The sequence below is a fragment of the Dietzia timorensis genome (genome assembly GCF_020742175.1).
GTDB classification, from domain to species: domain Bacteria; phylum Actinomycetota; class Actinomycetes; order Mycobacteriales; family Mycobacteriaceae; genus Dietzia; species Dietzia timorensis_A.
Genome location: NZ_DYXM01000193.1, coordinates 1 through 13066, shown reverse-complemented (window position 1 = coordinate 13066; position 13066 = coordinate 1). Strand labels below are relative to the sequence as shown.

The 13066-nt window shown below is 64.5% G+C and carries 13 protein-coding genes and 1 pseudogene; 2 read left to right on the top strand and 12 right to left on the bottom strand.

Annotated elements, in window-relative coordinates:
- Positions 1 to 750, top strand: a 750-nt coding sequence (locus tag K8V11_RS09935) for a CNNM domain-containing protein (protein WP_303913467.1), incomplete at its 5' end; no start/stop codon positions are given.
- 90 nt (positions 751 to 840) lie between these two features.
- Here the strand turns inward: K8V11_RS09935 and K8V11_RS09930 are convergent.
- The 9 genes from K8V11_RS09930 to K8V11_RS09890 form a co-directional block, all read right to left on the bottom strand.
- Complete coding sequence (locus K8V11_RS09930; protein WP_303913464.1) at positions 841 to 993, bottom strand: hypothetical protein; 153 nt, start codon at positions 991 to 993, stop codon at positions 841 to 843.
- 220 nt (positions 994 to 1213) lie between these two features.
- Positions 1214 to 2167 carry a sulfite exporter TauE/SafE family protein gene (locus tag K8V11_RS09925; RefSeq protein WP_303913461.1) on the bottom strand — a complete coding sequence of 318 codons (954 nt, stop codon included), beginning with the start codon at positions 2165 to 2167 and terminating at the stop codon, positions 1214 to 1216.
- Positions 2168 to 2365: 198 nt separating this feature from the next.
- Positions 2366 to 3349, bottom strand: a complete 984-nt coding sequence (locus K8V11_RS09920) for a sulfite exporter TauE/SafE family protein (RefSeq protein WP_303913458.1) — start codon at positions 3347 to 3349, stop codon at positions 2366 to 2368.
- A 185-nt stretch (positions 3350 to 3534) separates the two neighbouring features.
- A complete protein-coding gene (locus K8V11_RS09915; protein ID WP_303913455.1) occupies positions 3535 to 5292 on the bottom strand; it encodes a BCCT family transporter in 1758 nt (585 codons plus the stop codon).
- Between the two features lie 292 nt (positions 5293 to 5584).
- Complete coding sequence (locus tag K8V11_RS09910) at positions 5585 to 6292, bottom strand: CAP domain-containing protein (RefSeq protein WP_303913452.1); 708 nt, start codon at positions 6290 to 6292, stop codon at positions 5585 to 5587.
- An 88-nt stretch (positions 6293 to 6380) separates the two neighbouring features.
- Positions 6381 to 6809 carry a DUF6114 domain-containing protein gene (locus K8V11_RS09905; RefSeq protein WP_303913449.1) on the bottom strand — a complete coding sequence of 143 codons (429 nt, stop codon included), beginning with the start codon at positions 6807 to 6809 and terminating at the stop codon, positions 6381 to 6383.
- Complete coding sequence (locus K8V11_RS09900; RefSeq protein ID WP_303913447.1) at positions 6803 to 7369, bottom strand: DUF6230 family protein; 567 nt, start codon at positions 7367 to 7369, stop codon at positions 6803 to 6805. The genes K8V11_RS09905 and K8V11_RS09900 overlap by 7 nt, the downstream gene beginning before the upstream one ends.
- A 114-nt stretch (positions 7370 to 7483) precedes the next feature.
- Positions 7484 to 8983, bottom strand: a complete 1500-nt coding sequence (gene aspA / locus K8V11_RS09895) for an aspartate ammonia-lyase (RefSeq protein ID WP_303913444.1) — start codon at positions 8981 to 8983, stop codon at positions 7484 to 7486.
- A gap of 175 nt (positions 8984 to 9158) precedes the next feature.
- Positions 9159 to 9698 carry a DUF4395 domain-containing protein gene (locus tag K8V11_RS09890; RefSeq protein ID WP_303913441.1) on the bottom strand — a complete coding sequence of 180 codons (540 nt, stop codon included), beginning with the start codon at positions 9696 to 9698 and terminating at the stop codon, positions 9159 to 9161.
- Positions 9699 to 9894: 196 nt separating this feature from the next.
- On the opposite strand from K8V11_RS09890, the gene K8V11_RS09885 reads away from it, so the two are divergent.
- The gene (locus K8V11_RS09885; protein WP_303913437.1) at positions 9895 to 10269 is read left to right on the top strand and encodes an SdpI family protein; all 375 of its coding nucleotides are present in this window, start codon (positions 9895 to 9897) and stop codon (positions 10267 to 10269) included.
- A gap of 33 nt (positions 10270 to 10302) precedes the next feature.
- Here K8V11_RS09885 and K8V11_RS09880 read toward each other — a convergent pair whose 3' ends face one another.
- The 3 genes and pseudogenes from K8V11_RS09880 to K8V11_RS09870 all read right to left on the bottom strand — a co-directional run.
- Positions 10303 to 10761, bottom strand: a complete 459-nt coding sequence (locus K8V11_RS09880; RefSeq protein ID WP_303913470.1) for a hotdog fold domain-containing protein — start codon at positions 10759 to 10761, stop codon at positions 10303 to 10305.
- Positions 10762 to 10917: 156 nt separating this feature from the next.
- Complete coding sequence (locus tag K8V11_RS09875; RefSeq protein ID WP_303913435.1) at positions 10918 to 12570, bottom strand: alpha/beta fold hydrolase; 1653 nt, start codon at positions 12568 to 12570, stop codon at positions 10918 to 10920.
- Positions 12571 to 12791: 221 nt separating this feature from the next.
- A pseudogene (locus K8V11_RS09870) lies at positions 12792 to 13066 on the bottom strand (molecular chaperone HtpG); the annotation flags it as partial.

The window sequence follows — 13066 nt, the reverse complement described above, 5'->3', positions numbered from 1 at the left end:
TCCGGGCTGTTGCACCCGATTGCGTTGGTCATCGCGCTGCTCATCGTGACGTTCCTGCACATGGTGTTCGGCGAGATGGTGCCCAAGAGCATGTCGATCGCAAGGCCGGGACCCGCGGCGCTGCTGCTCGGCCCGCCGCTGCGGGTGATCACGATCGTGTTCCGCCCGCTGGTGTGGCTGATGAACACCTCCGCCAACGCGTTTGTGCGACACGTGCTGCGCGAGACACCGACCGATGACGCGGGCTCGACGTTCACGGTCGACCAGCTCCGCGCGGCCGTGCACGAGTCGAACGAGAAGGGCTCGCTCGACCAGGACGAGACAGCATTGATCACGGGTGCGATCGAGTTCCAACAGCGCGTGGCCCGCGATGCGATGACCCCGCTCGGGCGGGTGGTGTCCGTCCCCGGCACGGATACCGTCGCGCAGGTGCACCGTACGTGCGTCGAGTCCGGGTTCTCTCGTCTGCCGGTGCGAGGGCACGACGAGGAGTTCGTCGGCTACGTGCATGTGAAGGACCTGCTAGAGGGGCACGACCTCTCCGAGGCCATTCCCGCGACGGAGATCCGCCGCATGGGCGCCTTCGATGCGGATACCCCGCTGCGCGAGGTGATGGAGCGGATGCGCCGCGACCTGACGCACGTGGCGTCGGTATGTGATCCGGAGACCGGGGAGATCGAGGGCATCACCTCGCTCGCCGACGTGCTCCGCGATATCGCCGGACCGTCGCACGCGACGAGCGCGGGCTAACCGCTCGCTAGCTCACCAGCTCACCGATAAATGCCGAAACCGGCCCCTCATCGCCCGTGTGGGCGGCGAGGGGCCGGTGTGTCTGGTCGCTCAGCCGAACTTCACCTGACGGGGGTCGGTGTCGAGCAGACGACCCATCGTCTGGTCGATGAAAACGGCGAGCGTGGTCTTGGAGGCTCGACGGCCGAAACCGACGACGCGGGTAACAGTGGACGCTGCCTCTGTTGCTCTCGCTGCGATCATTTCGCGCTCCTTCGTGCATCTTCGTTCGTCGCCCCGGGAAATTTGGGGCGAACTGAATGGATGTCCAGGACGCTAATGCGCGTAAAAGCGGTGCGCAAACACCCTCGGCCGAAATGTAATGACGCTCACTACCTGCTGAAATATAAAAACGCCCGTTGTTAACTTCTCAGCAACGGGCGTTTTAGCAGGTGGACGAATGACCAGTTTGGGGGCGTTGGTTTTACTTCTCCGTCAGGGCCGGCTCGGGGATGGTGGACGCATCAGCTACCCCCGGTCCCCCCGTGTCGGCCGAATCTTCTGCCCCGGTCGTGCGGGCGCGGCGCCACGCTCCCACGCCGAGGACCACGGTGAGCAGGGCAACGGCGGCGAGGACGATTCCCACGATCGCGCCGTGGACCTCAAAGATGTCGGAGAATTTGAACAGGTTGGTGATGACGAGCAGGCCACCGACGAACGTGCCGAGCACGATCGGGCTGATCCGGGTGACGAGCCACGCGGCGATCGGAGCGGCGAGCACGCCGCCGGCGAGCAGACCGAGGACGATCCAACCCATCTCGGCGAGCTGGTCGGAGAGGCCGAGCAGGAAGCCGATGGACGCTGCGAGCGAGACGAGAAACTCGGACGCGGAGACCGAACCGATGACGCGGCGCGGGGTGGTCTTGCCGGAGGACAGCAAGGTCGAGGTCGTGATCGGACCCCAGCCGCCACCGCCGGAGGCGTCGACGAATCCACCGACCACACCGAGGGGCACGAGGAAGCCGGTCTTCTGCTGCTGCTCTTGATTGAGAGCGAGCGCGGGCGCATTGCCGAGGCCAAAGCCGAATCGGATCAGCAGATAAATGCCGATGACGAGGAGGATCGCCGTGGTCCACGGCGTTGCCGATTCAGTGGACAACCGGGAAAGGAAGGTCGCGCCGGCGAAGGCACCGACGGCGCCGGGAACGCCGAGTCGGACGACAATCTTCCAGTCGACGTTGTGGAACTTCCAGTGGCTCAGGCCGCTGGCGAGCGTGGTGCCGACCTCCGCAAGGTGCACGGCGAAGCTCGCTTGCGCGGCGGCTATGCCCGAGAACAACAGCAGCGTCGTCGCCGTCACACCGAAGGCCATGCCCAGCGCACCGTCGACGAGTTGGGCTCCCAGCCCGACGAGGATAAAGACGATCAAGGTTCTCATGGCTTCGGTGACTTTCCGTTGGATTGTGGAATCCGCTGACCCCCGCTTCGGCGGGACGGACATTCACCAAATGTAGACAGAACTGTCTACGGGGTCCAAGGTTCGATTCACCCTGAGCCGAACCCGATACGGCCGTGGGCCGGCGGCCCTCACCAGGGCATTCACGCCTGGACTGCGCGCGCCTTCACCGAGAGTGCTCTACCGCTCTGCATTGACGTCGTCCGAAGGAATTTCCGCCGCGCCGAAGTGGGCGTACTTGGGATCGACGTCGGCATCGGAGTCGGCCGCCGCCACCTTTTCGGCCTCGTCCCTGGCGGATCGGATCCTCCTCCATGCGCGCACACCGAGCACGACGGTGAGGATGACGATCGCAACCTGTAGCACTCCGATGAGGACCGGGTTGATATCCACCGTCTGCGACATCCGTAACAGGTTGAGGAAAACGAGCAGCCCGCCGACGAAGGTTCCAAGAACCACCGCGTTGACCCGGGCTACGAGCCACGCGGCGAAGGGCGCGGCGATCACACCGCCGATGAGGAGACCGACAACGATGAGGCCCATTTCGCGCAGTTGGTCACCCATCCCGAAAAGGAACCCCAACGACGCGGCGATGGATACGAGGAACTCCGAAGCCGAAACCGAACCGATGACGCGGCGAGGCGTGGTCTTTCCGGTCGTCATGAGCGTGGTGACCGTGAGCGGGCCCCAGCCGCCACCACCCGTCGCGGAAAGGAAACCACCCAGCGTGCCGACCGGGGCGAGGAACCCGCCGGAATGCTGCTTCTCTTCGGCGATGTTGAGCACGGGCGGCTTCCCGAGCCCGAGGCCGAAACGGAACAACAGATAGAAGCCGAGCACGAGCAGGATCGTGGTCATGATCGGCTGCGCGGCTTCGGTGGAGATATTCGACAGCAGCGTCGCGCCGATGAAGGCACCGATGGTGCCCGGGATACCGAGCTTGGCGACGATCTTCCAGTCGACGTTGTTGAACTTCCAGTGGCTCACCCCCGCGGCGAAGGTAGTTCCCACCTGCGCCAGGTTCACCGCGAAACTGGCCTGCGCCGCGGAGGAACCGGCAATGAGCGCCATAGTCGTCGCGGTAATGCCGTAGGCCATGCCGAGCGAGCCGTCGACGAGTTGTGCACCGAACCCGACGAGCAGGAACACGATCAATGTACGCAACGCGCAACCCTTCTACGACGCGGAAAGCGCCGGAGAAAAAGAGAATGCACCCGGCGCCAGCTTCGCTTCCGCTTCAGCGGGGCGATCTGACTCCGGGTGCATCTCATACTCCTTGCGCAGGTTCCGCTAAAGTTCTGAACGAACCCCAATGTAGACAGATCTGTCTACATTGCGCAAAGAGGGGGCTAGCTCTGCCCCTTTTCTGTTGACGCGCCTTCTTCGTCTTCGTCGTCGATACCGAAGAACGAGTTGAACTTGGCCTCGGTATGGGCTTCGTCGTCGTCTTCCTCCGGCGGGATGTAATTCGTCGCGCCGATGGGCTCAGGGGTCGGCCCGTGCTCGTTCTCTTCCCACTCTTCGGGCGTATAGGCGCGTTCCCACTGCCTCGTCACGACGGGATTGCGGTCGCCTAGGTCATCTCGGATGCCCTTCGTCAGCGAGAACATCATGATGTAGCCCATGATGAAGAACGGCAGACCGACGACGGTAATCACCTTTTGCAGGGTTTCGAGGCCGCCTTCGCCGGTGAACGCCAGGAGCGAGATGGTTGTTAAGCCCATGAGGGCGCCCCAGGTGATGCGTTGGTACGCGGGCGAGAGGTCGTCGCGCCCCGAGGCCATCATGTCGACCACGAGCGCGGCAGAGTCCACCGAGGTCGTGAAGAAGATGACCACGAGGAGAACAGCCAGACCGGAGACGAGTGTCGCCGCCGGGTAGTGGCTGAGGAATGCGAACAGCGCGCCGGGGATGTCGCCGTCGTCGACAACCCGGGACACCAGTCCTCCGCCCTGGTTGAGTTCGATATCGAACGACGCATTTCCAAAGATGCCGAACCACAAGATCGAGAAGCCGACGGGAAGCGCGAGAACGCCGAACACGAACTCGCGGACCGTGCGGCCTCGCGAGATCTTCGCGATGAAAATACCGACGAACGGCGACCACGTAATGGTCCACGCCCAGTAGAAGACGGTCCACGTGTTCTGCCAGTCGGCGAGGTCGTCGTTCGCCGGGAAGGCGTTGTTCCAGAAGGCGAGCTCGGGCAGCATCGACGCGTACGTTCCGAAGGCTTCGGTGGTCGACTTGAGGAGGAACAGTGTCGGGCCCGCCGCAACGATGAAGATGAGCAGACCGATCGCCATGGCGATATTGAGGTTCGATAGGACCTTGATGCCCTTTTCCAGGCCGAGGCCGACCGAGATGCACGCAAGCGTGCTCACCACGACGATGATGAGCACTTGAATCCAGGAGTCCTCGGGGATCCCCAGGAGGTCGGCCAGGCCGGCGTTGATCTGGATGGTTCCCAGCCCCACGGACGTGGCGACTCCGAACACGGTGCCCACCAACGCGACGACGTCGATCGTCTTGCCGATTGGCCCGTAGACCTTCGAACCCAGAATCGGGGAGAAGATCGACGACACCCGGGGCGGCATTTTCCGCTTGTAGATGAAGTACGCGAAGGCCAGCGACGGCAACGCGAAAATGGTCCACGTATGGAGACCGAAGTGGTACAGCGTGAATCCGAGCGCTTCCTGCGCCGCGGCGGGCGTGCCCGGCTCGACGTTGCCGCGCGGTGGGGTCGCGAAGTGCGAGACCGGTTCGGCCACACCCCAGAACATGAGGATCGAGCCGATCCCGGCGGCGAAGAGCATGGCGAACCACGCGGGCGTGGAATGCTCCGGCCGCTCGTCGTCACTTCCGAGTCGCACGTGCCCGAACCGGCTGATACCGATCCAGATAAGGAAGATAAGGAAGATCGTGACACCGGAGATGTAGAACCACCCGAGGTAGGTCATGATCCAATTCGACGCGGTATCGAAAACGGAATCGACCCAGTCACCGAAGAAAAAGGTGGTCGCCACGAACGCGATGATCGCGGCGACGGAGACGAAGAATACTGCCGGGTCCGTTTTCAGCCGCAGTTTATTCGCAAGCTTTTCAAGCATGAGCGTCCTAGGTCGCAGCACCCCGAAACTCCGACGGGCAGAGTGGTCGTCCGAAGGTCGTCCGCGCCGACCCGGGCAGCGAACAAGCTGCCCGGGTGGGGCGAGAACGATTCGCTGTCCGCCGGGGTGTTGGCCGGCGCCTCCACCCAGGATCGGCAATGCAAACGCCCTGAGAAAGCATTTTGGGCTTACCGATAACGAACCGTTAGTAAATCCGTAGCTAAAAGTTATTTTAGCTTATGCAAAGGTCACTCTGGCGGTTTCCTACATATTTCGCCCTGCGGACATCGCCTTAGTAGGTAAAGTCCTGCACCACCCACACGCGCCCGTTGTTCACGGCGACGCCCACGCCGAGGCCACGATAAGCCGGATCCTCGAGGTTGATCTTGTGCCCGGGCGAGTTCTCCCACAGGCGCACGAAGCACGCGGCGTCGCACGGATCGGAGCTGGCGGCGATGTTCTCTCCCATCCCCTCGTTGAGGGCGCCCTGGTTGTGCGCGACCCCGCCGACTCGCGACAGGTGCGCCGCGTGCGCGCCGGCGACGTCGGCCGCGTGCTGGTTCCACGCGAGCGGCCGCAACCCGCGCTGGGTGCGGTAGTTGTTCGTCGCATCGAAGACCGAGCGAGACATGGCGGCCGGATCGGTGGTCTGGCCACCGCCGATACCCGGGACCGAGACGGGGATCCCGCCCGAGCCTGCGGCGATATTGGCGGCGATGTCCGCCGGGCGGCCGATCCCCGGAATGGTGGGCATGCCGCCGAGAGCGTTGAGCACGGCCGTGACGACCTGGTCATGGACGTCGCGTTGAATCTGCTGCGGGTCCGGAAGCTCGAAGTCCGCAGACCCCTGCGCATCCGCAGTGGGCGCGACCATGAGCAGCGGCGTCGCGGCCGCGACCGTTCCCGCAACCATGCGCCCCAGCGGGCGGCGTCCGCCGACTGCACCCTTGCCGGGATCTTTCGCCCGCTCGTCGCCTGTATTCGTTGTGCCGTGTGTCATCTAACCAAGTCCCCAACTATCTATGTGGTGTGGTAACGCCGTTATTTCACGCTCTGTAACCATACCGAGACTTTGCGTTCGACACACCTCAGTGCGGGATTTCTCCGGGTTTCTGCGCGTCCTCTTCCGGCTCCGCCGCAGGTTGACGGCGGGCTTTCGCAGATTTCCGGGACCCTTCGGACCAGGACAGCGCCGCGGCGGTTCCGAGGACGCCGAGGATCGTGCCGAGGAGGAAGCCGCCAAAATTGGCGGCCGGAAGCGCGACGAGCGCGAGCGCGCCGCCCATCCAGCCCGCGAGCACCCGGGTGCTCGGTTGGGCGTACATCGATGCGGCGCACCCGATCATCCCGATCCCGGTGAGCAGCGCGCCTGGCGCCGTCGAGCTCGTCAGAGCGATACCGAGACGCGCGAGGGAATCCTGCAGGAGAAAGGTGGCCAGGACGAGCGCGCCGGCGAGCAGAAAAAGGACGATCGCGAGCCAGGGACGCTCGATGGTCCCGCGCTTCGACGTCAACAAGAACCCGTCCCCCGCTGGGCCTCGAGGCGGATCCCGCCGGTGGTGAGCTTGTCGGCGGTGAGACCCAGTACGTTGACCTCGAGCGTCGGGGAGTCGAGCACGTTGCCGACCACGGCGATGCCGCCGGAATTCGTGCGCTCATCGGGAGAGGTCAGTCCGGTCCCGATCTGTGCGCCCTCGAGCGTGAGGGCGCCGGAGATATCGGTGGCATCGATGACGAGATTCTGCGCCTTGAGCCCTCCCTCGCCGGCGAGGTGCCCGACGAGCGTCACCTCGCCGATGATCGGGACGTCGATGGTGCTGAGCAGGACACACGCGTTGGCGATCGTCGCATCGCCGAGCCGGACCATCGCCGAGGGCGATTGGTTGTCACCGAAGGGGCCATGTGCCGGGATGATCTCGGCACTGTTCGCGCGCAGGCCCTCGAGCTTCGCCGTCGCGAGCGCGGAACCGGTGGAGATATTGATTCCGTTCTGCGCGGTGGCCACGCCGACGGCGCCGGAGACGAGCAGGCCGACCGCCGACAGCGCGACGAACCGTCCACGACGCGTATAGCCCACTTGGCCCCCTCTATTCACACCTTGTGCGCCGCATATCGGCGGTCTCCCAAGTGTTGGACACAAAGGCGCAATTTGTCAACATTCGAACCGTGTGCCCTGCAGCGACCTTCGTCTCTATCGCGAACCCGGATTCTTACGCTGGCGCATCTTGTCGAGGTACCGGGTGCCCTTGAACTCCGGGTGGAGAAGGTTCTGCGGCGACAGGATGTCGTCGAGCTCCGCCTCGTCGAGCAGGCCCATTTCGAGCACGACCTCGCGCACCCCACGACCCGTGCGCGCGCACTCCTTGCCGACGAGATCGCCGTTGTGGTGGCCGATGATCGGGTTGAGGTAGGTGACGATGCCGATCGAGTTCATCACGAAGTTGCGGGCGACCTCCTCGTTCGCGGTGATCCCGGCAACGCACTTCTCCGCGAGTGTGTAGCAGGCGTTGGTCAGCAGGTCGATCGACTCGAACATCGATTGCGCGATCGCCGGCTCCATGACGTTGAGCTGCAGCTGCCCGGCCTCGGCCGCGGCCGACACCGTGACGTCATTGCCGATGACCTTGAAGCACACCTGGTTGACCACCTCGGGAATCACCGGGTTGACCTTCGCCGGCATGATCGACGAGCCGGCCTGCATCTCGGGCAGGTTGATCTCGTTGAGCCCCGCACGCGGACCGGAGGACAACAGACGCAGGTCGTTGCAGATCTTCGAGATCTTCACCGCGGTGCGCTTGAGTGCGGCGTGGACCAGCACGTAGTCGCCGGTGTCCTGCGTCGCCTCGATGAGGTCCTCGGCACCCGAAACCGGCAGCCCGGTGACCTCCTTGAGGTGCTCGATCACCGATTCCTGGTAGTGCGGCGGCGTATTCACGCCCGTGCCGATGGCGGTCGCGCCGAGGTTGAGCGCGAGCAGAGTCCTCGCCGAGCTGGCGAGCACACTCATCTCCTCATCGAGGTTGACGGCGTACGCCCCGAACTCCTGGCCCAGCGACATCGGCACCGCGTCCTGCAGCTGCGTGCGGCCCATCTTGAGCACATCGCGGAACGCCTCGGCCTTGTCGTAGAACGCCTCGCGCAGGGCGATAAGCGCCTTCTCGTAACGCTCGAGCGCAGCCCACAGCGCGAGGCGGAAACCGGAGGGGTACGCGTCGTTCGTCGACTGCGAGCGGTTCACGTCATCGTTGGGGCTGATGACGTCGTAACGCCCCTTCTCCACGCCCATGTGCTCGAGCGCGAGGTTCGCGATCACCTCGTTGGTGTTCATGTTGATCGACGTGCCCGCCCCGCCCTGGAACTGGCAAGAGGGGAACTGGTCCATGCAGCGCCCCTCGTTCAGCACCTGGTCGCAGGCCCACACGATCGACTCACACTTTTCCTCGGTGAGTACGCCCATGTCGCGATTCGCGAGCGCGGTGGCCTTCTTCACCTGCACCATCCCGCGAATAAAGTCCGGGATGTCGTTGATCGTCAGCTTCGAGATCGGGAAGTTCTCGATAGCGCGCGCCGTGTGCACCCCGTAATAGGCGCCTGCCGGGACCGCCTTCTCTCCGAGGAGGTCCTCCTCGATGCGGGTTGCGCCCGCGGTTGCGCTATTCGAATGTGCACTGGCGGTTAGGTTTTCGCTCATGTCTCCTGGTCCGCTTCCGGGTCTAAAAAAGGATCACTTCTTTATGACGGCGCGGTGGCACGTTGTCGGCGCCACCGGCGTGTTCCCCACCAGGCTAGGACGAATTCTGCCGAGCAGCGCGAATTTGAGGAAACCCTCCGTTTTCGCGTCGCATCTCTACCGTTGTCGAGCCGCGCTATGCGGCCGGACGGTTCCAGATGTTCGCGCATTCGATGCACACGGACTCGGGGATGATCCCCACCTTCTGCAGCTGAGCGAACATCCAGCAGCCGAGACAGAAGCCGAGCGCGGACTCGGCCAGCGCGGCCAGGATGAGCACGCCGAGCACGATGCGCGCGGCGAGGCCGGCATCGGCAAGGAACAACGCGAACGCGATAAGCGAGAACGTGAGCCCGATCGTCTGCGCGAATCGCTTCGGCGGCCCTGGGACGAGCTTCGGCTCGCGCGCAACGCGCGGGGCCAACACGTGCACGGACAGTCTGCCGAACGGCGAGTACCTAGGTCCGCCGGCGACGCGAAGTGCGAACCCCACTGCCATCACCGCGGCGAGCCACGTCGCCACCGGCTGACGGCTCACGATCGTCACGACAGCGAGGGCGACGACGAGCGCGGCCGTGCATCGCGCCGCGTAGTCGTTGACCGGGTTCGGAAACTCGAACAGCGACTTCAGCGCACCGCCGCGCCCGGCATCCTCGTCGAGGCTCACGTAATTCATCTGTCCCACTCCTAGCGCCCGCGCACGTGCGCAGATCCTAAGACCCGTAGTACTAGACAGATCTGTCTATCGCAAGAATTCGACTCTCCCCGACCGCCATCCCACGAAGGAATTAAAGTCGACACCGCACCACTTTTCCGCACTGCAATTCAGCGCGGTTCGCCGCCGACCACGACGCAAAGGAGCCCCTCCGACGATGGATGCCACGGGATCGCTTTCGCTCCTCGTCGGCGTTGCCGTGCTGTCGCTGGTCACTGGAATTCTGGTCCCGCAGATCCATGCCGGCGATCTGCGGCGGAACCATCTGTTCGGCATGCGCACCAAGGCCACGCTGTCCTCGGATGAGGCGTGGGAGGTAGGCCATCGCGCCTCGCTGCGCTATCTCGTGTTCTCGTGCATCGCGGGCGTCGTCGCAATTATCGCCGCGCTCGGCACGTTCGTGTTCGCAGACGTTTCCTCCGGCGCGGGGGAGATCGTGCTCGCCGCAATCCCCATCGCGGCCTTCACCAGCCAGGTCGTCGCCATCATCGCCGGCTGCGTGGCCGCCGATCGAGCCGCCAAATCGGTCTAGCCGCGCCGACGATCGCCGGCTCCGGCACCCCGCCTACTTCTTCGGCGTCACCCAAATGGTGATCGTCGCGCGCACCGATTCCTTGCCCTCGCCGTCGGAGAAGGTCACCGGCACAGGAACCTCCACTCCGCTGGTAATGGCGGAGAAGTCGGGGATCTCGTCGAGTTCCGCCGTCGCCGTCAGGCCACCGGAGGTGATCTTCAGGTACTCCGTCGTCATCCCCTTGGGCAGCCACCGGTGCGTGGTGGGCACCGTCGCCTCGGCGACCATCCCCATCGCCATCTCGGCGAGGTTGCACGCGGCGATCGCGTGGAACGTGCCGATGTGATTCTGGATCCCCCACCACTTGGGCGCCTTGACGACGGCCTTGCCCGGGCGCATCTCGACCACGTGCGGCAGCACGGTGCCGAAATACGGCGCCTTGAGCGAGACGCCCAGGCTGAACAGGCGGGTACCCAGCGGCTTCGCCGAGAGCTTGTTCCACAGCTTCATGGTCGAGGTCGGCTTGTTGCTCTGCACGGCAGGAGAGTTCATGCCCCTACCCTACTCACCGGTAGGGACTTCGAGAAGGCGCCGTCCAAAATGGCGAATGCCCGGGTCGCCGCTCTTTCCGCGGTTCCCCGGGCATATCCACCTATGACGTCGGGCTTACGCCTCCGGCATGGGGATCGGAGGCGCCGGTGCCTCGGTCACATCGGTGTGCCCGGTGCGCAGGTATTCGAGCACCGCGTTGTCAACGGTCTCGTTGCCCTTGGCGAACTGGCCGTGGTCGCCGCCTCCGACGGTGATCACGTGAGCGTCCATCTGCGCGGCGAGCTCCATACCCGGCTGGTACGGGGTCTGCGGATCGCGAAGTCCCTGCAGCTGCAGCGGCTTCGTTTTCAGCGCATCGGCAGATAGCGCCGGGAGCTTCGTCGTCGCCGGGAAGCCCGCGCAGGCGGCGCCGGAATCGTAGGTCGCGCCGTACATGTCGTAGATGTCGCCAGTCACGAACGTCGTCCACAGGAACTCGGGGTAGCTCAGCGGATTCGCGGGCACCTGATTCTCGTTGCACAGAACCATGCGCTGCATGTAAGTCGCCTGCAATGCGGCCGCCGCGTCCGCCTCGTGGTCGCCGGGCGCGCCTTCCCCGGTACCGGCACCGTCGCCAAGGCCTTCGACGATGCCCTGAGCGATGTACGGCCACACCGCCGACTGAGGAACCGCGGCGCGAGTCTGGTTGAGAACGGCGGAGTTCATCTGGTTGGCACCCGGGTTCGTCAACGTTCCCACGAGGTTGTCGAGCTGTGCCCGCGCCGGATTCACCAAGTTGGTGCCGTCGATGTACTGCTGCGCCAAAGCCGTGAAGGCCGGCGGAACGTCGCCAACCTGCGCCGGCGGCGGGGCGACCGACGGGTTAACACCGACTTCCTCGACAACGAGGTCAGACCAGCGCTGGTAGACCTTCAACGCGGTGTTTCCGAGGTGATAAGTGTCGTCGTTCTGCGCGATCCACTCGAACATGTCGTTGGTGCGCGCCTTAAACGCCGGGTCTTGCGCATTGAGCAGTCCGTTCCACACGTGGTTGGGGCTGACGCCCGAGTCCAGCACGACCTTGTCGGTTTGAGCCGGGAACAAGGAGGCGTACACCGAGCCGAGGGTCGTGCCGTAGGAAAGGCCAAGGATATCGATCTGGTCCTCGCCAAGCGCCTTTCTCACTTCTTCCCAATCGCGGGCGGTGTTCTCGGTGGTGATGTGCTCGGTGTAGCCGGGCGTGTGCTGCTCGCATGCCGCGCGCAGCGCACCGCCGCCGCTAGTCGCCGATGTCACCGGATCCATGAGCTCCGCGCCCGAGCAATCGACGGGAGTGGAGTCGGGAAGTCCTCGGGGCTGGACGCCGATCAGGTCGAACTCATTGCGCAACTCCTGCGGCCAGCTGAAGATTCCGTCGTCGAAGAACGACAGTACGTCGCCGCTCGGTCCGCCGGAGTTCCCGAATACCACGCCCTTGCGCGCAGACGGGTCCGCCGCCGGCTGCTTAACGACCGAGATGTCGATCTTCTCGCCGCCAGGGTCCGCGTAATCCATCGGCACCTTGAGCGTCGCGCACACAGCGGACGGAGTGGTGACGCGCTCGGGGCAGGCGCCCCAATTCAGGGCCTGCGCCGGAGCGTCGACGGCTGGCGCTTCCTGTGCGAAAGCGGCGGGGGCCAGCGCGGCCGACGAGCCGAAAGCTAGCACGGCGGCAGCGACCAGCGAGGATCCCCTCCGGACACCACCTGCCCGCCGGATCGTCGGTGGGTTCGGAGGTGTTCGGTGCATCGCGGGTCCCTTTCGCTTCGGCTATCAGCGCATACTTCGGCTTCGGTTATCCGTGCTTCATTGTCCCTTAACTTTTTCTTGGCTGCCACGATGTAACTCGATTGTTAACCGGCACCACACACAAAAATTCGCCCCGAGTAAACACACCGAAAGGTGCGCACTCGAGGCGAATTCCGCCTATGGGCTAGGAATCGCGGCCAGCAGACCCGACGCCCGGAACGCTACAGCCGGCTGGCCAGCAGCTTCGCGAACGCAGCCGGGTCCGACAGTTCGCCGCCCTCGGCGAGCACGGCGACGCCGGCGAGCAGCTTCGCGGTCTCGGCAAGCTCGGCGCGAGCAGAGGAATCCTCGTCGCTCGTCGCCGCGAACTCGCTACGCAGCTTCTCCACCGCAGAATGCTTCGGGTTGAGTTCGAGGATCCGCTTCGAGGTGGGCACCTCCATGCCGTTCGCGCGGTACATGCGCTCGAGCTGCGGGGTCATGTCGAAGGTGTCGC

Excerpts from the sequence above, each read along its gene's own strand:
- K8V11_RS09930 (WP_303913464.1), bottom strand. The coding sequence starts at position 993 with ATGATCGCAGCGAGAGCAACAGAGGCAGCGTCCACTGTTACCCGCGTC.
- K8V11_RS09925 (WP_303913461.1), bottom strand. The coding sequence starts at position 2,167 with ATGAGAACCTTGATCGTCTTTATCCTCGTCGGGCTGGGAGCCCAACTC.
- K8V11_RS09915 (WP_303913455.1), bottom strand. The coding sequence starts at position 5,292 with ATGCTTGAAAAGCTTGCGAATAAACTGCGGCTGAAAACGGACCCGGCA.
- K8V11_RS09910 (WP_303913452.1), bottom strand. The coding sequence starts at position 6,292 with ATGACACACGGCACAACGAATACAGGCGACGAGCGGGCGAAAGATCCC.
- aspA (WP_303913444.1), bottom strand. The coding sequence starts at position 8,983 with ATGAGCGAAAACCTAACCGCCAGTGCACATTCGAATAGCGCAACCGCG.
- K8V11_RS09890 (WP_303913441.1), bottom strand. The coding sequence starts at position 9,698 with ATGAATTACGTGAGCCTCGACGAGGATGCCGGGCGCGGCGGTGCGCTG.
- K8V11_RS09885 (WP_303913437.1), top strand. The coding sequence starts at position 9,895 with ATGGATGCCACGGGATCGCTTTCGCTCCTCGTCGGCGTTGCCGTGCTG.
- K8V11_RS09880 (WP_303913470.1), bottom strand. The coding sequence starts at position 10,761 with ATGAAGCTGTGGAACAAGCTCTCGGCGAAGCCGCTGGGTACCCGCCTG.
- K8V11_RS09875 (WP_303913435.1), bottom strand. The coding sequence starts at position 12,570 with ATGCACCGAACACCTCCGAACCCACCGACGATCCGGCGGGCAGGTGGT.